Here is a 21,055-nt window from a genome sequence, read left to right as displayed (position 1 = left end):
TTCGCGGGTAAGCCTGCTCCCCCACGGCTCATTGCCCGTCTTGCGGGAGCGGTCTTACCAGCGAAAAGGCCTCCGATGTCTATCGCCCCAGCACCCGGCAATAGAACTTCCATTCTTCCTCCAACGCGTGCGCCAGGTTCTGCGCCTTGCGCAGCCCGTGCCGCTCACCGGCATAGAAGTGCCCTTCGGCTTCGATGCCATTGGCCTTGAGTGCGGCCAGCATGGCGCGGGTCTGTTCGGGCACTACCACGGCGTCCAGCTCGCCCTGGAAGAAGATCACCGGCACCTTGATCTGGGCCGCGTGTAGCAACGGCGTGCGTTGGCGATAGCGTTCTTGGTCGAGCTGCGGATCACCGATCAGCCAGCCCAGGTAATCGCCTTCGAACTTGTGGGTGGCCTGGTCGAGGGCGGCCGGGTCGCTGACCCCATAGAGGCTCGCCCCCCCGCGGAACACATCATGGAAGGCCAAGGCACACAGCGTGGTGTAGCCCCCGGCACTGCCGCCGCGGATGAAGGCTTGACGCGGGTCGACCAGGCCGAGTTTGGCCAGATGGTCGACGGCGGCGCAGGCATCCTGCACATCGAGCTCGCCCCAGTTGAGGTGCAGGGCCTGGCGATAGGCACGGCCATAGCCGGTACTGCCCCGGTAGTTGAGGTCGGCCACGGCGAAACCGCGCTGGGTCCAGTACTGGATGCGTGCATCGAACACCGGGTAGCAGGCCGAGGTCGGTCCGCCATGGATGAACACCACCAGTGGCGAAGGGGTTTCGGCGCCGACGGCAGGATAGAAGAAGCCATGGGCCTGGCCATCGCCACTGGGGTAGTGGATGGGGCGCGGGCGGCTGACCCGGTCGGCGGGTAACGCAAGGCCACCGCCGGCAAGTACCCTGCTCCGGCCGGTGTGCCGATCGAACGCGACGACCGCAGGCGGGGTCAGGGGCGAGGCGGCGATGGCATAGACATGCCCGTCATCCGCGGCGAGGCTGCGAAAGCGCGTGTATTCACGGCCCAGGCGCTGAACCTGACGATCTTCGCCGTACAGCCCCAGCAGCCCGAACCCATCCTCGAACCAGCTGGCGAGGTACGCTTGCGGCCCGATCGGCAGCCAGGTGCTGGCGCCCAGTTGCCAAGGTGCGGCGGCATGGTCGGCGGCTGCGGCAGGCAAGGCTTGCCAGGTGCCACCCAGCTCGCCCCAGGGTTGCCAGAAACCATTTTGGTCAGAGAGACAGTAGAGCTGCCCTTGGGCATCGAAGCGCGGTTGTTGCAGTGAAACCTCCCGCGTCCCATGCCCTGCCAGGCAAAACGCTGCTCCCCAACGACCGTCATGGTTGCGCGCCTGGCACATCAGGCGTGTTTGGGTCCAGGGCTGCGCGGGGCGGTCCCACTCGATCCAGGCCAGGCGCTGTCCATCGTCGCTGAGGGTGGGCGAGGCATAAAAATCAGCCCCTTCGGCCAATACTTCGCGCCCCTCGGGCCCGATGGCCACGAGCCGATGCTCGACCGACACACCATGGCGCTCCTCGACCGCCAGTACCCGTTGCGCATGCCACAGCACATCGCCATAGCGGCACTGCGCATCCTGGGTCAGCGGACGCGGTGGGGAGCCATCGAGGGCCTGGGTATAGAGTTGCTGGTCGGCTTCATTGACGAACACCACGCCGTCGCCGCCAAGGCAGAAGCTGCCGCCGCCGTATTCATAGACGCGGCTGCGGGCGCTGAAGCCGTCCGGCGTCAGGCAGTGGGCCTGCTCGTTGCGCCAATGCCAGAGGCGGCAGGCGCCATCGGCGGGGCGGAATTCGTTCCAGAATACGCCGTTGGCACCGACCTTGAGCTCAGCGAAATCGGTGCTGGCCGCGACCGCCTGGGCGGCGCTGAAATCAGCCGCGGGTGATGATTCGTGAATTGCGCTCATTGCGGAAGGTCATCTCTTCGATGGTCAACTGGGCGGTTTGCGCTTCTTCACGGGCCTTGAGAATGATGCCGTGATCAGGGGATTTGGCGCACACCGGGTCGGCGTTGCTGGCATCGCCTGTGAGCATGAAGGCCTGGCAGCGGCAGCCGCCGAAGTCCTTTTCCTTCTCGTCGCACGAGCGGCAGGGCTCGGGCATCCAGTCGTAGCCACGGAAGCGGTTGAAACCGAAGGAGTCGTACCAGATATGCCGCAGATCGTGGTCGCGCACGTTGGGGAATTGCACCGGCAGTTGACGTGCGCCGTGGCAGGGCAGGGCGGTGCCATCGGGCGTGATGGTCAAGAACAGGCTGCCCCAGCCGTTCATGCAGGCCTTGGGGCGTTCCTCGTAGTAATCCGGGGTGACGAAGATGAGCTTGCAGGGGTTGCCCGCGGCCTTGAGTTGCTCGCGGTATTCGTTGGTGATGCGCTCGGCCCGTTCCAGTTGGGCGCGGTTCGGCAACAGCCCCAGGCGGTTGAGGTGCGCCCAACCGTAGAACTGGCAGGTGGCGAGTTCTACGAAATCCGCTTCCAGGGCGATGCACAGCTCGATGATGCGGTCGATCTTGTCGATGTTGTGCCGGTGGGTGACGAAGTTGAGCACCATGGGATAGCCATGGGCCTTCACTGCGCGGGCCATCTCCAGCTTCTGGGCGAAGGCCTTCCGGGAGCCTGCCAGCAGGTTGTTCACCTGCTCGTCGCTGGCCTGGAAGCTGATCTGGATGTGGTCCAGCCCGGCCTGCTTGAAGGCGGCGATCTTCTGCTCGGTCAGGCCGATGCCGGAGGTGATCAGGTTGGTGTAATAGCCCAGGCGGCGGGCTTCGCCGATCAGCTCGGGCAGGTCCGGGCGTACCAGCGGCTCGCCGCCGGAGAAGCCCAGTTGGGCCGCTCCCAGCTCGCGGGCCTCGGCCATCACCCGGAACCACTGTTCGGTGCTGAGCTCCTGACCCTGCCGGGCGAAATCCAGCGGGTTGGAGCAGTACGGGCATTGCAAAGGGCAGCGGTAGGTGAGCTCGGCGAGCAGCCACAGCGGCAGACCGACTTCGGGCTTGGCTGGCATTTCAGGCGAGGACGATCCAGTGTTCGGCACGGGCCACCTCCATGAACTGCTCGATGTCTTCGGCGACTTGCGGGACATCCGGGAACTGACCCTCGAGCTCGGCGATGATCGCTGCCACATCGCGCTCACCGTCGATCAGCGCGCCGATCAGGCCAGCGCTCTCATTGAGCTTGATCATGCCCTCGGGGTATAGCAGGACATGGCCTTTTTGCGCAGGCTCGTACTGGAAACGATAGCCCGGGCGCCAGGCGGGGACTTGCTTGCGGTCGAAACTCATAGGGCGATCCCCTTGTGCCAGACCCGCTCAGCCGTGACGGTGTGGTAAGGCGGGCGTTTCAGTTCATAGGCCATGCTCATGGCATCGAGCATGCTCCAGAGAATATCCAGCTTGAATTGCAGGATCTCCAGCATGCGGTCCTGCCCCTCGCGGGTCGTGTAGTGCTGCAGGGTGATCGCCAGGCCGTGCTCCACGTCGCGCCGGGCTTGGCCCAGGCGGGTGCGGAAATAGTCGTACCCGGCCGGGTCGATCCAGGGGTAGTGCGTGGGCCAGCTGTCCAGACGCGACTGGTGGATCTGCGGGGCGAACAGCTCGGTCAGCGAACTGCTGGCGGCCTCCTGCCAACTGGCGCGGCGGGCGAAGTTGACGTACGCGTCCACGGCAAAGCGCACGCCCGGCAGTACCAAAGCCTGGGAGCGCAATTGGTCCGGGTCCAGGCCCACGGCCTGGCCCAGGCGCAGCCACGCTTCGATGCCGCCGTCCTCGCCCGGTGCGCCATCGTGGTCGAGCAGGCGCTGGATCCACTCGCGGCGTACTTCGCGATCGGGGCAGTTGGCCAGGATCGCCGCATCCTTCATCGGGATGTTGACCTGGTAATAGAAGCGGTTGGCCACCCAGCCCTGAATCTGTTCACGGGTGGCGCGGCCTTCGTACATCGCCACGTGGTAGGGGTGGTGGATGTGGTAATAGGCGCCCTTGGCGCGCAGGGCCTGCTCGAATTCGGCAGGGGACATGGGTCGTGCATCGTTCATCAATTGACTCCCATAGAACGCACTATCGGCTGACTTCGCCGCCTGTGGGAGCGGGTGAACCCGTTCCCACAAGGGCCGAGCAGCTTCGTTACAGCTCGATGCTCATGCCGTCGTAGGCCACTTCCACGCCGCGGCGTTGCACTTCGGCCCGCTCGGGTGAGTCCTCATCGAGAATCGGGTTGGTGTTGTTGATGTGGATGAGCACCTTGCGCTGACGCGAGAAGCCGTCCAGCACCTCGAGCATGCCACCCGGACCGTTCTGCGCCAGGTGGCCCATCTCGCGGCCGGTACGGGTGCCGACACCGCGGCGTTGCATTTCATCATCCTCCCACAGGGTGCCATCGACCAGCAGGCAATCGGCGCCCTGCATCATCTGCAGCAATTTGTCGTCGACCTGGCCCAGGCCCGGGGCATAGAACAGCTTGCCGCCGGTGCGGGTGTCTTCCACCAGCAGGCCGAGGTTGTCTCCCGGATGTGGATCGAAGCGGTGGGGCGAATAGGGCGGCGCGGCGCTGCGCAAGGGGAAGGGGGTGAACCGTAGGTTCGGGCAGGCTGGGATGACGAAGCTGCCTTCGAGCTCGATGCGGTTCCACACCAGACCGCCATTCCAGTGGCTGAGCATGGTGAACAGCGGGAAGCCGGTGGTCAGGTCCTGGTGGACCATCTCGGTGCACCAGACCTGGTGCGGGCAGCCTTCGCGCAGGCTGAGCAGGCCGGTGGTGTGGTCTATCTGGCTGTCGAGCAGGACGATCGCGTCGATACCGGTATCGCGCAGGGCGCGGGCTGGCTGCATTGGCGCGAAGGCCTGGAGCTGGGCACGGATGTCCGGCGAGGCGTTGCACAGGACCCAGTGCTCGCCATCGTCCGACAGTGCAATGGAGGACTGGGTACGCGCGGTGGCGCGCAAGGTGCCATCGCGGTAGCCCTTGCAGTTGGCGCAATTGCAGTTCCACTGAGGAAACCCGCCACCGGCGGCGGAACCGAGAATCTGGATGTACATGGCTGCTCTCTATCCGAAAAACCGTTGCCAAAAAACGCAAACGCCCCGGCGGACCGAGGCGTCTGATCGCAGCGATGCTTAGCGGTTGGCGAAGTACATGGTCACTTCGAAGCCGATACGCAGGTCAGTGTAAGCAGGTTTGGTCCACATGGGCGTTCTCCTTCCGGATGGGGTTGGGTGGTCAGTTACTTGTTTGGCGCCGCCTTGGGGAGGAGGTTCCATTGACTGAGATTGCGCTATCTTACAAGAAAAATTTGTACCGAAAGGTTAATTATTCGAAAAGTGCCGTTGCAGTCTCCGTAACAATCCGGCTGGGTTCAGTGCCAACTGGCATCCGGCGCCGGGGCGTTGGCCAGGCACACCCAGCCATGCTCGGCTGTCAGCAGGGCCTGCCTGAGCCGATCCAGATGCGTTTGCTCTGTCGTCAGGATAGACCGCCTTAGCGCAGCAAGATCGTCGGCTTGTATAGCCAGGTGTGTCTGCCATGCCCATTGCGCGACATCGCCATTGTTCATGGCATTTTCTTCAAATTGAGCGGCGAGGTTTTCGCGGGCTTGCACGTCGAGCGGCAGGTTCTGCCCGAGCAAATTCAGGATATGGTCGAGGATCTGTGCATGGCTGGCCTTGGGCGACTGCACGCCGAAGAGCAGCCCGCAGACACCTTCGACCTGACGAAAGGTACTGAACACGGCGTAGCCCAACTGCAATTCGACTCGCAGACGCTGATAGTACGGGCCTTGCAGCAAGTGGGCGAGCAGACGGCCAGCGGCTTGCTGGTGCGCGGGCAGTGGGCAGAACAGCAACAGCGCCGGTTCGCTGCCTGGGGTCTGTAGCGCATGCCAACGACGACCCATGAGCGATGGAGGGGCATGGCGCGTTTCAGGCGTGCCCATCACCCCCTGCAGTGCTGCAGCCAGCGCTGACTGCTCGGCCGCGGCGAACCCCACCGCCAAGCCCTGCCAGCGAGCGGTTTGCCAGAGCGCGTCAAGTGAGGCTTGGTCCAGCACTGTGTCATCGGGCTGTCGAGACGGGTCGTGCCGGATCGCATCGGGCAGGGCCTGAAGCAACGCGCGGATCGGAACCAACGCAGGCTTGGACGCCGATGGTGATGTCCAGTCGTCCACGCCAGGTCGGCGTAGCAGCGGGAGGGCTTCGTCAAGTGCGCGTATCACCGCTTGTGGTGCACCTGCGCAGTGCAATAGCCAGGCATTGCCGCTCGCCGTGAAATCCAACTGCAATGACGCCCGCTCGGCGCGTTCGACCAGCGGCTGTAGCGAATGCTCGAGCAGGGGTTGGAAGCGCTGGCCCAAGGGAGAGCTGACGTGCCAGCGCAGGTAGAGCGCGGCAAAGCGGCGTGAAGCGGGCAAGGCATCGCTGATCGTGAGGCTCGCGGGCAGGGCTACGCGCGCATGGCGAGGCAGGGTTGCCAGCAAAAGGGGGTCCGCGGGCGCTAGTTGCCAGTGGCCATGGTCGCGGTGCGGCAGGCTGTCCAGCAGCGTGCGCAAGGCCGCGAGGCCCTGCTCGTCAAGGTGGCGAAAGGGCAGACCTGTGCTATCCCGGCGTGCCAGTTCCAGAGCGCTGGCCGTGTATGCGCGACGTTGCTGCAACTGGGCATGGGTGCGGTTCAGTGCGTTGTGATCGGTCTGGCGCAGAAAGCCCAGCCAGCCTTGGAGCGAGGCCAGGATCTCATCTTGCGAGGCGTCTTCGCTTACCTGTAGCTGGGCGCTCCAAAGCAACTGCCCGGCATGAACATAAAGGGGCTCGGCCTTGAAGCTGCGCAGCCAGCCGCGCTGGCGCAGATAGGCCAGCCAGCCGCCAGGCCGGTTGTCGCCCAGACAGGCGAGCAGCAACTCCAGGGCGGCTTCGGTGCCCTCGGGCAGATGCTCGTGGGCAAACAGCAGGACGAGACGATCATCGACTCTGACAGCGGCCGGCTCCGCACGCTGCAAGAGCCTCGGCGGCAGGGCTTGCGCGGTGGGATCGCCAGAGGCCAGCAACAGGCCAAAGCGAGTGCCCAACGTTTGAAGGTCATCCAACGACTGGGGCCCGCACAGGCTGAGCACCATTTGCCCGCCGTGGTAATAGCATCGATGGAAGTCGCGCAGCGCCAACTGGAATGCTGGCGCCTGTATGGCCAGTGTGTATCGATTGCCAGCGTGAAAGCCGCCCAGCGGATGTGCAGGGGCTGCGCTCTGCAGCAGGGCGAAATGCCGTTGGGCTTGCCGGTTGCGCGCCCAGGCGATGAACTCTGCATGGATCACTTCCCGCTCACGGCGTTGGCGCTCGATGCTAAGGTCAGGTTCCGCCAGCATCTGGCACAGTCGCTCAAGGCCACCTGCCAACGCGTGGGGCGGGACTTCGAAGAAAAAATCGGTGGTGCGTTCGCGGGTACTGGCATTGACCTGACCGCCCAGGCCCTGCACGTAGCGCATCAGGCCATCTGCCAGGGGAAAGCGCTCGGTGCCGAGAAAGAACAAATGCTCGAGAAAGTGCGCCAGCCCAGGCCATTGGGCTGGAGCGTCATGGCTTCCAGCATGCACCCGGATGGCCGCGGCAACGCGTTTGAGGCGCGGGGCGTGGCGCAGGGTGAGCTGCAGGCCATTGGAGAGGGTGAGGTGGCGGGTGGCGTCAGGCATGGCGTAATCCTAACGCATTGGCCGGCCCTGAGCTGCAGGCGTGGGCCTGCTTAGTGCCAGGCCGCATCCGGCCCCTCGCAGGTTTCAGGTGTTACGAAGATGCAGCTCGCAGCGCAGGTCGGTCAAATAAGGAAATGCCTTGCGCCCTTGCTCCACGCATTCGTGGTCAAGGTCCGCCACCAACTGGCATTCCTCCTGGCCGGCCATCGCCAGAACGCTGCCGTCCGGCCCGATGATGCTGCTTTGGCCGCAGTAGTGAATCTCACCCTCGGCCCCGCAATAATTGGCATAGACGAGGAAGCACTGGTTTTCCTGTGCCCGCGAGCGCACGGTGACCTGGCAAGTGAAGTCGTACGGCTGCATGTTGGCCGTCGGCACCACGATCAGTTCGGCGCCGCCCAGCGCCAGGCGCCGGGCGTTTTCCGGGAACTCGATGTCGTAGCAGATCAACATACCCAGCCTCCAGCCCTCCAGCTCGACCACCGGAAAGTGATCAGGGCCTGGGCTGAACATCGAACGGTCCAGTTCGCCGAACAGGTGCGTCTTGCGGTAGTTGCACAGGCTGCGACCGTGGCTGTCGATCAACTGCACGCTGTTGTACAGCGCGCCATCCTCGCCTCGCTCCGGATAGCCATAGGCGATGGCGATGCGATGGGCCTGGGCGATATCGACCACGCTCATGGCCGACGGGCCATCGTTGGGCTCAGCCAGGCGCTGTACGGCGCCCAGGCCGATGTTGTAGCCGGTCAGGAACATCTCCGGGCATACCAGCAACTGCGCGCCGCCAGCGGCGGCCAGTTGCGCCTGCTGTTGCAGGCGCTCGAGGTTGCCGGGTACGTCCAGTGGCCTTGGCGCGCCTTGGTACAGGGCGATGCGCATGGTGCGTCCTCGTGTCAGTCCGGCAGGGCGATCGGGCCGAGGTCATGGAAGACATCGCCTGGGCCCGGGTTTTCAGGATGGGTCTTGCCGCCGAAGTGGTTCATGATACCCCACACCGCATTCAGCGATGTCTGCACCGCGCCTTCCACCCAGGCTGGGGTCCACGACACATCGTCGCCAGCAATGAAGATGCCGCGCTGCTCGGCAGGCATGTCCTGCTGCATGAAGTGCGCGTACATGCGCTGGTTGTAGCGGTAGTGCCCTGGCAGCGCGCCTTTGAAGGCGCCGAGGAAGTACGGGTCGGCCTCCCAGGAGATGGTGATCGGATCGCCGATGATGTGCCCCGCAATATCGGTTTTCGGGTAGATCTTCTTCAGAGCATCGAGGGCCAGCTGCACACGTTTTTCAGTCGGGTGCGGCAGCATCTTCAGGGCATCGCTCATCCACGCGTAGGACAGGCAGATGACCCCCGGCTTGTCGTCGCCGTTATCGAACAGGTAGGTCCCACGGGTCAGGCGGTCGGTGAGCGTCATGCTCATCAGGTCGCGCCCGGTTTCCGGGTCCTTGTCCTTCCAGAACGGCCGGTCGACCATGACGAAGGTTTTCGACGACTGCATGTAGCGGGTGCGGTCCAGGGCCATCCACATCTTTTGCGAGAACAGCGACTCCTCGCAGTCGATCTGGGTGGTCAGCAGCCAGGTCTGGCAGGTCGCGAGCACTGCGGCGTAATTGCGGGTATCGCCCCAGGTATCGGTGACCGCCAGGCTGCCATCGGCTGCTCGGTGGATGCGCTTGACGCCGCCGCGTGGCGCGCCGCCATGCAGCGAGCTCAGGCTGGTGCCGGCTGGCCAGTGGGCGCAACGCTCGGGTACGTGACGCCAGATGCCCTGAGGTACTTGCTCGACGCCGCCGACCACCAGATGCTGATGGTCGTCGCAGTTGGTCATCACCACGCGGAAGATTTCCAGCATCGAGTTGGGGAAGTCCGAGTCCCAGCCGCCCGTGCCGAAACCGACCTGACCGAAGACTTCGCGGTGCTGGAAGCTGAGCTTGGCGAAGGAGCGCGAGGTGGCGACGAAATCATAGAAGGTGCGATCGTCCCACAGCGGAACCAGGGTGTTCCACAGCTCTTTCAGGCGCGGTACATCGCGGTCACGGATGGCTTGCTGGATCTCGCTGAACTGGGCGCCGCTTTCCAGGGCATCGGCCCAGGCATCGGCCACTTCCTGGAACAATGCCGGCAGGTCGGAAATCTTCTCGGCGTAATAGGTCTGGCCTTCCAGGTCGATGACCGTGCTGCCGGAGGCTGGGGTCAGCGGGTTGGGGAAAGGTTTGGTTTCCAGGCCCAGTTTGTCGACATAATGATAGAACGCCGTGGACGAGACCGGGAAGCGCATGCCGCCCAGTTCGGCGACGATGCCATCAGTACCGTTGAAGGCCTGCGAGCGCAGACGCCCACCCAGTTTCGAGGCTTCGTACACCACCGGCTTGAGGCCCAGCTTCATCAGCTCGTACGCCGCCACCAGACCTGCGATGCCGCCCCCGACGATCGCCACTTCCTCGCCATGACGCTCGGCCGGGATGCTGCCCAAGCCAGCCGGGTGCTCCAGCCAATCGTCAAAGCCGAAGGGAAAGTCCGGGCCGAAGATGGTGACAGGTTTCTTGCCGTCGACGGGGTGGCGGTTTTTCTTGTTCATGTGATGACCTTGCCAGGGAGGCTACGCAGAAGGCGGAGCCTGAGTATAGAAAATGTCTGGAGGCCATTTTATGAAGCGGGACGTTCGTAATTAAGGTGCAGAGTGGCGTCGTTATGTGAAATTTGTCGTCTTAATGACGGCTTTTGCATGCAGAATGACGAGCGCTGATCGCCAGGGGCAAGCTCGCCTTGGTTACGAGGCTGAATGATCAGCCCGGTTGGCCCCGGTCGACCTTGCTGCTGAGAATGATGGAAGTCGTGGTTTTCTCGACCCCTTCGAGACTGCCGATCTGATCGAGCAGCTGGTCCAATTGTTCCGGCGAGTCGCTGCTCAGCCAGGCCACGTAGTCGAATTCGCCACTGACCGCGCACAGCTGCTGAACCTGGCCCATGGCGCTGAGGCGGCGCACGATGTCCTTTCCCGAACGCGGCTGCGCCTTGATGCCCACATAGGCCTGCAACCCCCCTCCACGCATCCGCTGGCCCAGACGCACACCGTAGCCTGTGATGATCTTGCCCTTCTCCAGCCGCTCCAGGCGGGAATTGACGGTAGTACGGGCAATACCCAACTGCCGAGCGAGGGTGGCGACGCTTTCCCGGGCGTTGATCTGCAGCAGGGAGATCAACTGGCGGTCGATTTCGTCGAGGGTGATGGAGCGAGCGTCGGGCATGGCGAATCTCTTTGATAGGCGGTTCAGCGGGGTGGGAGTGCTGTGCAGGAGGAAAAGTGCCTGCCTGGGCCGCCTTTTATCATAAGAGCGCAGCCGCTATGCTGACCAGCAGTTGGGAAGAGGGGTAATCTTGGAAATGGTCAAGCGGGGCGGAAAGTGAGTTTTGAAGAGTTGCTCGAGTGCTGGCGTGCAGAAGTGTCAAACAAGAAAAAACCAGGGCGCCGTGTCAGTTTGTTTTTCAATATTCTCAGGCGTGCACGCCGAAACAATAAGCTGCGCTATTTGTTGTGGTTTCGTTTCGCCCAATACCTTCATCGAAAGAAAGGGCTACGCGCAGCTTATGCTCGCCGGCTCAATCAGCGTTTGAATCTCAAGTACGCTGTCGACATAAGTCTGGACGCTAGCATTGGACCAGGGCTGCGAATTGCCCATTTGCCGGGTATCGTCATCAGCGGCTACGCCCGGATTGGTCGGAATTTGTTCATTCGCCAGAACAGCACCATTGGGATAAAGACCCTTGGCCTCGAACGTTACCAACTGGAAATTGGTGACAATGTGAGCATTGGTGCCAATAGTTGCATCATTGGCGATACGCTTTCCATCGGCGACAACGTGACCATTGGCGCGATGTCGTTGGTCAATAAAAGTGTGCCTGCCAATAGCATTTATTACACGCAGCGCAGTGGCGTTCTGGTCGAGAAATGAGCTTCAGGCGTCAGATCATCGATCTGAACGCCTCGATGCTGATCTTCGGAATGACTTCATGGGGAATTCTGGAGTTGGCCGAAAGGTTATAGACCTGGAACTGCTCGCTGACGACTTGCCGTGCGGCGAGCTCGAAGGAGGGCAGAATCCGGCCTTCGAAATGTTGATCCAACCCACACGGTGATTTACGCGAGTCGTCATTTTCATAGAAGCGGGCGACAGCCTGATGCAAGTCGACGCCTAAGAGAAACACACGCGAGAACCCCAAGTGGTAAGCAATCTGCAGCGCAAGGTACGCAACCGTCCGGGCGTCGAAATAGCCGTGTTCGAGATTTTTGCTGAAGCCGAGGGAGCGCACTCGCTTATTCAGACTATTGCGGTTGCGGATCAGCACCGGATCATTGTCGATCATGCGTTGAAGAAAAGTGAGATTCCTGGCTTTTTTCAGAAAATACACTTCACCCTTCGGCTGCCGTTGAAGGCGTTCGTATTGATCCTGCCAAATCGCTACCCGTTGGCTCTTCTCCATCGCCAAAGCGAACAGCTCCGGTTGTTGGCGCGCGAATCCCTTATCAGAGCATACGTAGAAGAATGGGCGTATACCGGCCTCGCTCAATAGCGTGATCGAGCCATTCATCGCAATGACTGGTATATGGGCAAATTCGGTGATCGGGAAATTTTTCGCCGACGCCCCGGATGCCAAGATAATGACCGCCCCTTCTGCGATATTTCGGCAGGCCCCGAATTCCCGAAGGGAAGACGTAGGGCTGGGCGTGACTGCAAGCATGCATAGAGTTCCGTCTGGTAGGCGCATTCGATGTTACATAATCTTGGGAGCACCAGCCAATCACCCAGATAGCAAAAAGCCGCGCAATGCGCGGCTTTGTCGTATCTGGTGGGCCCACACGGACTCGAACCGTGGACCAAAGGATTATGAGTCCTCTGCTCTAACCAACTGAGCTATAGGCCCCAGAGGTGGCGGGGATTATAACGAGGGTTTGAGGTGGGTGCCATCTGAAAGATCTGATAGTGCTATGCGAAGGAAGGTGGCAGCGAATTCCTCCGCAGGCAGGGGCAGGCTGACGATGTAGCCCTGAATCTGTTCGCAGCCTTCGCAGGCGAGAAAGTTTTGCTGCGCCTGGTTCTCGACACCTTCGGCAATGATGGTCAACTGCATGCTGCGTCCCAGGGCGATGATTGCGCGGGTGATGGCGACGTCATGGGGATCGCTGGGCAGGCCGCGAATGAATGACTGATCGATCTTGAGAATGTCCAGGGGTAGACGTTTGAGGTAGCTCAGGGACGAATAGCCGGTGCCGAAATCATCGATGGCCAGTTGCACGCCGAGCGCCTTGAGCTGATGAAGGATGGCCAAGGCTTCCTCGGCCTGGCTCATGATGAAGTTCTCGGTGATCTCCAGCTGCAGGTCCCCGGCCTTGAGCTGGTAAGTCTTGAGCAGGTGTTCTATGCGTCTGGCGAGGTTGGGCTGGCGCAGCTGGGCGCCGGCGAGGTTGATCGACAAAGGGCCAAACGGCTCGTAGGTGCTCTTCCATTTGTACATCTGCCGGCAGGCTTGTTCCAGCACCCAGTCGCCCAACTGCAAAATGGTGCCGTTCTCTTCGGCCAGGTGGATGAACTGCTCTGGCGGGACGTCGCCTAGGGTGGGGTGACGCCAGCGGATCAAGGCCTCTGCGCCAACCAGGTTTTGGGTCTTGAGGCTGAACTTGGGCTGAAAGCACAAGCTCATTTCGTTGCGCTCGATGGCCCGACGCAGTTCGTGTTCCAGAGCGATGCGCTCGCTGGCCTGGGCGGTCAGGTCGCGGGTATAGGCCTCGACCCGGTTGCGGCCCTTGGCCTTGGAGCGGTACATGGCCGCGTCGGCGTTGCGAATCAGGTTGGCGACGTCGGTGCCATCCTGTGGATAAAGGCTGATGCCGATGCTGGCGCTGGTGAAGAACTCATGTTCACCGGCCTCGAACGGGGCATGGAAGCAGGTCAGCAGCTTGTTGGCGATGGCGCTGGCATCGCTTGGGCGATGCAGGCCGGGCAGGAGGATGATGAACTCATCGCCACCTAGCCGCGCCACGGTGTCCAAGTCGCGTACCTGCTCTCTCAGGCGTTGGGCGATGCCTTTGAGCAGTAGGTCGCCGACCGGATGGCCGAGGCTGTCGTTGATGTGCTTGAAGCGGTCCAGATCCAGAAACAGCACCGCACCCTGTCGGTTGGCCTCTTGCGGGCAAGTAAGGGCGGCCTGCAGGCGCTTTTCGAACAGCGCACGGTTGGGTAGGCCCGTCAGCGGGTCGTGGTGGGCCTGGTAATCGAGCTTGGCTTGGGCGAGCTTGAGGCTGGAGATATCGGCGAACACAGCCACGAAGTGGGTGATCTCATGATCGCGGTTGCGCACGGCGCTGATGGTCAGCCAGCCGGGGTAGAGCTCGCCGTTCTTGCGCTTGTTGTAGATCTCGCCTTGCCAATGGCCTTCGGCAGTCAGTTGATGCCACATGGCCGCGTAGAACGCGCTGTCGTGCTGCCCGGACGCGAGCAGGCGTGGGGTTTGTCCAAGGGCTTCGATCTCGCTGTAGCCGGTGATCTCGCTGAAGGCGCGATTGACGGCACTGATGCGCTGGTCGGGATCGGTGATCAGTACCCCTTCGGCGGTGTTCTCGAACACAGTGGCGGCCAGTTGCAGTTTTTCCTGCATCAGATGGCGCTCGGTGATGTCCCGGGCGATGGTCAGCATGCAGTCGGTGCTTTCGATCGGCAGCGGCCTGGCGGAGAGTTCACACAGGCGGATCTGCCCATCGCTGCGCCGGATATGACAACTGAAGTCACGCACGAAACCGTCGCGCTGCAATTGCTCGATCAGGCGCTTGCGCTCGTTGAGATCGACCCAGATACCCAGGTCCAGGGAGGTCTGGTCCATGGCTGGATTGATGTCATAGCCGGTGAGGCGGCAGAACCCTTCGTTCACTTCGAGCAACAAGCCGTCGCTCTGGCGCGACAGCAACAGGCCGTCGGGGGAGGCATGGAAGGCCTTGGCGAACTTTTCTTCGGAGGTCTGCAGTTGTCGCTGGGTTTCCTTCAGTTGGCTGATGTCGCGCACCGCCACGACCATGGCCCGGGTGCCGTCGAGGTCGAACGTCTCGGCCGAGGTCAGGCCGGTGAACACCTGGCCGTTGCTGCGGCGAAAGCTCATTTCCAAGTTGCGGATACCGCCTTGTTGCAGGCGCTCGAGCAGAGCGGGGCCGGCGCCGGCCAAGGCCCACAGGTCTAGTTCGGTGGCGGTGCGCCCGATCACCTGGCCTGGGCTCAGGCCGATCTGTTCCTCGAAGGCTTCGTTGACTTCCAATAGGCAACCGTCGCTATGGCGAGCAATCACCAGGATGTCCGGGCATTGCTGGAACACCGAGGCGAACTTTTGTTCCGACAGGCGCAGGGCATCTTCCGTACGTTTGGTTTCGCTGATGTCGATCATCAAGCCCCGCAGCAACGGGCGGTGGCCGTGTTCGATCATGCTGACGATATTGCGTACCCAGAGGGCGTGGCCGTCCGCGCGGATCACTCGATAGTCGAGGCTGTGATCGCGCCCCGCGGCGGTTTCGCTGTCGCAATAGGCCTGGGCCCAGAGCGCGTCCTCAGGATGCAGGATGCTGCGCCAGAAACCGGGGCGCAGCCAATCACTCAAGGGGTAGCCGAGCAGGTCTTCGGCATGGGGGGAGACATAGCTGTATGTGAAGTCGTTGGCATCGGCTTCCCAGGCGATGGCGGACAGGCTTTCGACCAGGCTGCGGTAGTGGTACTCGCTGCTGCGCAGTTCCTGTTCGAGGGCGATACGCCGCGAAATTTCTGAACTCAGGCGCCGGTTGATGCGAATGACCACCGCCAGACCGGCAAGCAGCAGCAAGACCGCAGGCAGGCCGTAGATCAGCATGTCACTCCAGAACGACCGCTGGTCGACGACGTTCCCGACCCAGCGTTGCTGGATGTGGCTAATTTCTGCCGTGGTCATGTCGGCCATGACCTTATCGAGAAGGCCGACCAGTATCTTGTTGTCCTTCTGGGCCGCCATGGCCAGTTGATAGCGATAGGGCGTCTCACCGCTAACGTACAGGCCGTCGAGCTTGAGCTGACGCAGGGCCCAGATGCTCGAGGCGAGGTCCCCGACCACTGCGTCCACTTCATCTGTCGCCAGGGCCTGAAGGGAGGAGCTGACGTTGGGCAGTGCCACCAGGTTCAGGTCCGGGTGGTGAGTGCGCAGCAGCTCATGGGGGGCGTAGTTTTCAACCACGGCCACCTTCAGCCCATACAGGTCTTCGAGGGTGCGGGGCTGTGGGCCGCCCTTGTGTGCCAGGATGACGATGGGGAAGTCCAGGTAGGGGCGGGTGAAGGCGAGGTATTGCTGGCGTTCGGGCGTCGACATGATGCCGGGGAGCAGGTCGATGCGTTTTTCCCTAGCCTGCTGCAATACCTCGGTCCAATTGCTGGGCTCGATCGGTTTGAGCGATATGCCCAGACGCTCCTGGATCAAGGCAACGTAATCGGCGGCCAATCCCTGGTAACGGCCTTCCTGGTCGCGAAACTCGAAAGGCGGCCAGGAGGCATCGACGCCCAGGCGCACGTGTGGGTGAGCGCTGAGCCAGGCTTTTTCTTCATCAGTCAGGGTCAGGGCGCCGGCCGTTGCGTTCCACGCAAGCAGGATCAGCAACAGAAGGGCCGGCACAAAGGACATAGCGGCCTCTCACTCAGGTGGTCTGAATCGAGTGTAGACGGGCAATGGCCGAGGGGAGAGGCGATCAGTGGGGTTTGTCGCGTGCCTGAAAAGAAAAACCCCGGCCTAGGCCGGGGTTTGTCATCACTCGTCGAGGAAGGAGCGCAGGTGCTCGCTTCGCGTCGGATGGCGCAGCTTGCGCAGCGCCTTGGCTTCGATCTGACGGATCCGCTCGCGGGTCACGTCGAACTGCTTGCCTACCTCTTCGAGGGTGTGATCCGTGTTCATGTCGATACCGAAACGCATGCGCAGCACTTTGGCTTCGCGTGCGGTCAGACCGGAGAGCACGTCACGCGTGGCTTCCTTGAGGCTTTCGACCGTGGCCACGTCGATCGGGGACTGCATGGTCGAGTCCTCGATGAAATCGCCCAGATGCGAATCTTCGTCGTCACCGATCGGCGTTTCCATGGAGATCGGTTCCTTGGCGATCTTCAACACCTTGCGGATCTTGTCCTCAGGCATTTCCATGCGCTCGCCCAGCTCTTCCGGCGTCGGTTCGCGACCCATTTCCTGCAGCATCTGGCGGGAAATACGGTTGAGCTTGTTGATCGTCTCGATCATGTGCACCGGAATACGGATGGTGCGTGCCTGGTCGGCGATCGAGCGGGTGATCGCCTGGCGGATCCACCAGGTGGCATAGGTCGAGAACTTGTAGCCGCGACGGTATTCGAACTTGTCCACCGCCTTCATCAGACCGATGTTGCCTTCCTGGATCAGGTCCAGGAACTGCAGGCCACGGTTGGTGTACTTCTTGGCGATGGAGATCACCAGACGCAGGTTCGCCTCGACCATCTCTTTCTTGGCGCGACGGGCCTTGGCCTCGCCGATCGACATGCGACGGTTGATTTCCTTGATCTCGGCGACGGTCAAGCCGGTTTCGTTCTCAAGGTCGATCAGCTTCTGCTGGCAGGCGACGATCGCAGCGTCTTTCTCACCCAGGGCGGCAGCCCACTTGGTGTTGCGCTTGGACAGGTCACCGCTCCAGGTCTGGTCGGTCTCGTTGCTTGGGAACAGGCGCAGGAAGTCGGCACGAGGCATGCGTGCATCACGTACGCACAACTGCATGATGGCGCGTTCCTGGGCGCGCAGGCGATCCAGTGCACTGCGCACGCGCTCGACCAGGACGTCGAACTGCTTGGGTACCAACTTGATCGGCATGAACAGGTCTGCCAGGGCCTGGAGGGCTTCGATGCTCTCCTTGCCGCTGCGCCCGTGTTTCTTCAGGATCTTGCCGGTGATCTGGAGCTGGTCGGCGACGGCGCCGAAACGCTGGCGGGCGACTTCCGGATCCGGGCCGCTTTCGCCCTCGTCCTCGCTGTCGTCGCTGCTTTCTTCGCTCTCTTCGTCTTCGTCCTCTTCTTCCTTGGCAGCTGCGGCCTTGGCGCCCGGGATCGGGACTTCTTCGGTCGGCGCGGCAATGTTGTCGTCAGGGTCGATGTAACCGCTGAGGACATCGGACAGACGGCCACCTTCGGTGGTGACACGATCGTATTCGCTGAGGATGTAGTCGACAGTCCCCGGGAAATGGGCGATGGCGCCCATGACTTCGCGAATGCCTTCCTCGATACGCTTGGCGATTTCGATCTCGCCTTCGCGGGTCAGCAGTTCGACGGTACCCATTTCGCGCATGTACATGCGCACCGGGTCGGTCGTGCGGCCGATATCGGTTTCGACTGCCGCCAACGCTGCGGCGGCTTCTTCGGCTGCGGCTTCGTCGGTGTCGGCTTCCGCCAACAGCAGGGCATCCGCATCCGGAGCACTCTCGAATACGTTGATCCCCATGTCGTTGATCATGCGGATGATGTCTTCCACCTGTTCCGGATCTGAAATATCCTCAGGCAGGTGGTCGTTGACCTCCGCGTAAGTCAGGTAGCCCTGCTCACGACCGCGGGTGATCAACTCTTTGATACGAGATTGCTGTTGCGCTTTTCCGGACATAACACCCTATCCACTGAAGGTCTTGGCGGGCAAAAAACAAGCCGAGGATTATACCCGAGCATGGACCTCACGCGCCAGATGAGGTCGGGGTTTGTGCGGGAACATTCCGGCTCAGCAGTGCGAGGAGCTGCGATTTTTCCTCGGTGCTCAACTCGCTTTGACGTGCTTTCCTGAGCAGATGTTCCAGGCTGCGCTCGCGTTGGCGGGCGGACAAGCTAGTTATAGTGTCGAAAAACTGTTGTTCAAGGTTATCGGCATCGATCAGCCATTCCTTTTCCGCCAGAGCCCGCAGCAGGCGGCCTTGTTCGGTGCCGTGCCAACGTGCGATCAACTGCATTGAGCTTAGCTTAGGATTCTTCTGCGCGGCCTCGATCAGTGCGACCAACAGCTGGCTGTAGATATGCTCTTCGTCGGCAAAATGGCTGGCATCTTCCACCTTTCCGGCCAACAACGGGTAATGCAGCAGGGTGCGCAGGGCCGACAGGGTCGGCGGCTCGACCGGGGCGGGGACACGCGGTGGTGCTTCGCCGCGCTGGCCATCGCGTTGCCAGGGTTTGCCGCCTTTTTTGTCCCAGGGCTTGCCATCCCACGGTTTCTTCGCGCCCTTGTTCGGGATCCATAGACGCTGCTCCTGCTGGGCGGGCGCGTAGTCGGGCTGATGCGCGTCGCTGTAGTCAGGGGCGTAGCTGGCCATGGCGTCGTAGTCATAGCCTGGGTCGTAGTCGGGCACGTTGGGTGCCGGCGCGTGCTGTGCCAACTGCTCGACCTGCTGAGGATCGAGGCCGGTAATTTCCTTCAAGCGATTGCGCATGAGCTGACGCAAATTGGCGCCCGGAATCTTTTCGATCAGCGGTGCGGCCAATGTAGCCATGTGCGCCTTGCCTTCCAGCGACCGAGGGTCCGCCTCGTTGCTCAGTTGCTCGAAGAAGTAGTCCGCCAGCGGTTGGGCGTGCTGGTTGATGCGGGCCATGAAAGCGTCGGTGCCTTCGGCGCGGACCAGGCTATCCGGGTCTTCGCCCTCGGGCAGGAACAGAAAGCGCGCCCGGCGCCCATCCTGCAGGCTGGCCAGGGTGGACTCCAAGGCGCGCCAGGCAGCCTTGCGACCAGCCTGGTCACCGTCGAAGCAGAACAGGACACTCGGCACCACGCGAAACAGGCGCTTGAGATGTTCCTCGCTGGTTGCGGTGCCGAGGGTTGCCACCGCGTTGCGCAGGCCTTGCTGGGCCAGGGCGATGACGTCCATATAGCCCTCGACCACGATGATCTCATCGAGGTTGCGGTTGTGCTTTCGCGCTTCGAACAGGCCGTAGAGTTCCTGGCCTTTGTGAAAGACCGGGGTTTCCGGGGAGTTCAGGTACTTGGGCTTGTCATCGCCCAGGACCCGGCCGCCAAAGGCGATGACCCGCCCCCGGCTGTCACGGATCGGGAACATCACCCGGTCGCGGAAGCGGTCGTAGCGCTTGCCGCTCTCGGCGTTCTCGATCAGCAGGCCTGCGTCGATCATCACTTTCTGTTGCAGGCTATCGGCGCCCAGGTGTTTGAGCAGGTTGTCCCAGCCCGGCGGCGCGAAGCCGAGGCCGAAGTCGCGGGCGATCTCGCCGGACAGCCCGCGGCCCTTGAGGTAGTCCACCGCTGCCTTGCGGGTCGGGTGAGCGCGCAGGGCCTGGCGATAGAACTCGGCAGCGGCCTCGAGCAACGGGTAGAGGGGTGAATCGGTGGGCTGACGGGGCTTCTGACCTCGGCGGCCTTCTTCTCGCGGCACTTCCATGCCAGCGGCGCGTGCCAGTTCTTCCACGGCCTGGGGGAAGTCCAGGTTGTCGTGGTCCATGACGAAGCCGAGCGCGTTGCCGCCAGCGCCGCAGCCGAAGCAGTAATAGAACTGTTTGTCTGGGCTGACGGTGAAAGAGGGGGTTTTTTCTTTGTGGAACGGGCAGCAGGCGGAGAGATTCTTGCCGGTTTTCTTCAGTTGGATACGCGAACTCACCACATCGACGATATCGGTGCGGTTGAGCAGGTCATCAATGAAGCTTTGGGGAATCAGCCCGGCCATGGCAGTCTCGTCATCTGGCAGCTGGCAAGTCTAATCGCTACGCGCGGGTTAGGGGCGAGTAGTGCGGTGCGGGAAGTATGAGAAAAAATGTGCTCGTCAGCCACGGAGGGCTCGTCAGTCAGGACGTGCACGACTGGTCGAGGACCAGCTCTGACGTGTTCAGGCAGGTTGCCCCGAGTTGTTGCGAGGGGCGCCTCGGACGTGAGTCTGAGGTTTGAAACAACCGCTGCCATCAACCCGGCACAGGGCCGGGCGGGGCAGAAGCTTTGCGTAGAACGTCTGTATTAGTACAGACGAACGGCGCGGCGCTGTTCGCGCTGAACCTTCTTGGCGTGACGCTTTACAGCGGCAGCAGCTTTGCGCTTGCGCTCGGCAGTCGGCTTCTCATAAAACTCGCGGCTACGAACTTCAGCCAGTACACCGGCTTTTTCGCAGGAGCGCTTGAAACGACGCAGAGCTACGTCGAAGGGTTCGTTCTCTTTAACTTTGACGGCTGGCATCCAGGGCTACCTTCATTCATTACCGGGGTAGACGTGCTCCTGGCAAAACAAAAAGGTGTGCTGGAGAACGTCGGTTTTCAAGGGTTGCGGATGTTAACCCTTAGCTGGCCGGAATGCAAAGCCTCTGATCGAAAACCGCTGGTCGGCATGGGGTACGAGGACTATCATGCGCGCC

16 protein-coding genes and 1 tRNA gene are annotated in these 21,055 nt (G+C 62.0%); 1 reads left to right on the top strand and 16 read right to left on the bottom strand.

Features of this window, described 5'->3' with window-relative positions; genetic code table 11:
- Window positions 1-79: 79 nt before the first annotated feature.
- From DQ397_RS08120 to DQ397_RS08075, 10 genes are all read right to left on the bottom strand, one after another.
- Entirely contained in the window at window positions 80-1,912 is a 1,833-nt protein-coding gene (locus DQ397_RS08120; protein ID WP_148921527.1) for a S9 family peptidase, read from the bottom strand.
- The gene (gene pqqE, locus DQ397_RS08115) at window positions 1,878-3,038 is read right to left on the bottom strand and encodes a pyrroloquinoline quinone biosynthesis protein PqqE (RefSeq protein WP_043210349.1); all 1,161 of its coding nucleotides are present in this window, start codon (window positions 3,036-3,038) and stop codon (window positions 1,878-1,880) included. The genes DQ397_RS08120 and pqqE overlap by 35 nt, the downstream gene beginning before the upstream one ends.
- Window positions 3,010-3,285: a pyrroloquinoline quinone biosynthesis peptide chaperone PqqD gene (pqqD, locus tag DQ397_RS08110; protein ID WP_043210350.1), complete on the bottom strand. Its 276-nt coding sequence runs from the start codon at window positions 3,283-3,285 to the stop codon at window positions 3,010-3,012. Before pqqD ends, pqqE begins: the two co-directional genes overlap by 29 nt.
- The gene (pqqC, locus tag DQ397_RS08105; protein WP_043210353.1) at window positions 3,282-4,037 is read right to left on the bottom strand and encodes a pyrroloquinoline-quinone synthase PqqC; all 756 of its coding nucleotides are present in this window, start codon (window positions 4,035-4,037) and stop codon (window positions 3,282-3,284) included. Before pqqC ends, pqqD begins: the two co-directional genes overlap by 4 nt.
- Before the next feature lie 88 nt (window positions 4,038-4,125).
- Window positions 4,126-5,037 carry a pyrroloquinoline quinone biosynthesis protein PqqB gene (gene pqqB / locus DQ397_RS08100; protein ID WP_043210355.1) on the bottom strand — a complete coding sequence of 304 codons (912 nt, stop codon included), beginning with the start codon at window positions 5,035-5,037 and terminating at the stop codon, window positions 4,126-4,128.
- A 78-nt stretch (window positions 5,038-5,115) separates the two neighbouring features.
- The gene (gene pqqA, locus DQ397_RS08095) at window positions 5,116-5,187 is read right to left on the bottom strand and encodes a pyrroloquinoline quinone precursor peptide PqqA (protein WP_003243383.1); all 72 of its coding nucleotides are present in this window, start codon (window positions 5,185-5,187) and stop codon (window positions 5,116-5,118) included.
- 167 nt (window positions 5,188-5,354) lie between these two features.
- A complete protein-coding gene (gene pqqF / locus DQ397_RS08090) occupies window positions 5,355-7,673 on the bottom strand; it encodes a pyrroloquinoline quinone biosynthesis protein PqqF (RefSeq protein ID WP_043210358.1) in 2,319 nt (772 codons plus the stop codon).
- 84 nt (window positions 7,674-7,757) lie between these two features.
- Window positions 7,758-8,552: a carbon-nitrogen hydrolase family protein gene (locus tag DQ397_RS08085; RefSeq protein ID WP_043210359.1), complete on the bottom strand. Its 795-nt coding sequence runs from the start codon at window positions 8,550-8,552 to the stop codon at window positions 7,758-7,760.
- A 14-nt stretch (window positions 8,553-8,566) separates the two neighbouring features.
- A complete protein-coding gene (locus DQ397_RS08080) occupies window positions 8,567-10,249 on the bottom strand; it encodes an NAD(P)/FAD-dependent oxidoreductase (protein ID WP_043210361.1) in 1,683 nt (560 codons plus the stop codon).
- Window positions 10,250-10,457: 208 nt separating this feature from the next.
- Complete coding sequence (locus tag DQ397_RS08075; protein WP_043210362.1) at window positions 10,458-10,919, bottom strand: Lrp/AsnC family transcriptional regulator; 462 nt, start codon at window positions 10,917-10,919, stop codon at window positions 10,458-10,460.
- Window positions 10,920-11,075: 156 nt separating this feature from the next.
- Here DQ397_RS08075 and DQ397_RS08070 point away from each other — a divergent pair, with 156 nt between their 5' ends.
- A complete protein-coding gene (locus DQ397_RS08070) occupies window positions 11,076-11,624 on the top strand; it encodes a serine acetyltransferase (protein ID WP_043210363.1) in 549 nt (182 codons plus the stop codon).
- A 10-nt stretch (window positions 11,625-11,634) separates the two neighbouring features.
- Here DQ397_RS08070 and DQ397_RS08065 read toward each other — a convergent pair whose 3' ends face one another.
- The 6 genes from DQ397_RS08065 to rpsU all read right to left on the bottom strand — a co-directional run bounded on the left by DQ397_RS08065 (window position 11,635) and on the right by rpsU (window position 20,880).
- Window positions 11,635-12,411, bottom strand: coding sequence for an LPS biosynthesis protein (locus DQ397_RS08065; RefSeq protein ID WP_043210365.1), 777 nt, complete (start codon window positions 12,409-12,411; stop codon window positions 11,635-11,637).
- Window positions 12,412-12,517: 106 nt separating this feature from the next.
- A tRNA-Ile gene (locus DQ397_RS08060) sits at window positions 12,518-12,594 on the bottom strand.
- A 15-nt stretch (window positions 12,595-12,609) separates the two neighbouring features.
- A complete protein-coding gene (locus tag DQ397_RS08055) occupies window positions 12,610-16,353 on the bottom strand; it encodes a bifunctional diguanylate cyclase/phosphodiesterase (RefSeq protein WP_043210367.1) in 3,744 nt (1,247 codons plus the stop codon).
- Between the two features lie 123 nt (window positions 16,354-16,476).
- Window positions 16,477-18,330, bottom strand: coding sequence for an RNA polymerase sigma factor RpoD (gene rpoD / locus DQ397_RS08050; RefSeq protein WP_043210369.1), 1,854 nt, complete (start codon window positions 18,328-18,330; stop codon window positions 16,477-16,479).
- 67 nt (window positions 18,331-18,397) lie between these two features.
- Window positions 18,398-20,380 carry a DNA primase gene (dnaG, locus tag DQ397_RS08045; RefSeq protein ID WP_043210371.1) on the bottom strand — a complete coding sequence of 661 codons (1,983 nt, stop codon included), beginning with the start codon at window positions 20,378-20,380 and terminating at the stop codon, window positions 18,398-18,400.
- A gap of 284 nt (window positions 20,381-20,664) precedes the next feature.
- A complete protein-coding gene (gene rpsU / locus DQ397_RS08040) occupies window positions 20,665-20,880 on the bottom strand; it encodes a 30S ribosomal protein S21 (protein WP_003255575.1) in 216 nt (71 codons plus the stop codon).
- Window positions 20,881-21,055: the final 175 nt, after the last annotated feature.

Source organism: Pseudomonas sp. CK-NBRI-02 (assembly GCF_008124495.1).
Classification (GTDB): domain Bacteria; phylum Pseudomonadota; class Gammaproteobacteria; order Pseudomonadales; family Pseudomonadaceae; genus Aquipseudomonas; species Aquipseudomonas guariconensis.
Note: the sequence above shows the minus strand (reverse complement) of the source record. Positions and strands in the feature narration are given on the sequence as shown.

What these genes read in the sequence shown, in the direction of transcription:
- DQ397_RS08120 (WP_148921527.1), bottom strand. Translation starts at nt 1,912, where the DNA reads ATGAGCGCAATTCACGAATCATCACCCGCGGCTGATTTCAGCGCCGCC.
- dnaG (WP_043210371.1), bottom strand. Translation starts at nt 20,380, where the DNA reads ATGGCCGGGCTGATTCCCCAAAGCTTCATTGATGACCTGCTCAACCGC.
- pqqC (WP_043210353.1), bottom strand. Translation starts at nt 4,037, where the DNA reads ATGAACGATGCACGACCCATGTCCCCTGCCGAATTCGAGCAGGCCCTG.
- pqqF (WP_043210358.1), bottom strand. Translation starts at nt 7,673, where the DNA reads ATGCCTGACGCCACCCGCCACCTCACCCTCTCCAATGGCCTGCAGCTC.
- pqqD (WP_043210350.1), bottom strand. Translation starts at nt 3,285, where the DNA reads ATGAGTTTCGACCGCAAGCAAGTCCCCGCCTGGCGCCCGGGCTATCGT.
- DQ397_RS08065 (WP_043210365.1), bottom strand. Translation starts at nt 12,411, where the DNA reads ATGCTTGCAGTCACGCCCAGCCCTACGTCTTCCCTTCGGGAATTCGGG.
- DQ397_RS08080 (WP_043210361.1), bottom strand. Translation starts at nt 10,249, where the DNA reads ATGAACAAGAAAAACCGCCACCCCGTCGACGGCAAGAAACCTGTCACC.
- DQ397_RS08055 (WP_043210367.1), bottom strand. Translation starts at nt 16,353, where the DNA reads ATGTCCTTTGTGCCGGCCCTTCTGTTGCTGATCCTGCTTGCGTGGAAC.
- rpsU (WP_003255575.1), bottom strand. Translation starts at nt 20,880, where the DNA reads ATGCCAGCCGTCAAAGTTAAAGAGAACGAACCCTTCGACGTAGCTCTG.
- DQ397_RS08075 (WP_043210362.1), bottom strand. Translation starts at nt 10,919, where the DNA reads ATGCCCGACGCTCGCTCCATCACCCTCGACGAAATCGACCGCCAGTTG.
- DQ397_RS08085 (WP_043210359.1), bottom strand. Translation starts at nt 8,552, where the DNA reads ATGCGCATCGCCCTGTACCAAGGCGCGCCAAGGCCACTGGACGTACCC.
- pqqB (WP_043210355.1), bottom strand. Translation starts at nt 5,037, where the DNA reads ATGTACATCCAGATTCTCGGTTCCGCCGCCGGTGGCGGGTTTCCTCAG.
- rpoD (WP_043210369.1), bottom strand. Translation starts at nt 18,330, where the DNA reads ATGTCCGGAAAAGCGCAACAGCAATCTCGTATCAAAGAGTTGATCACC.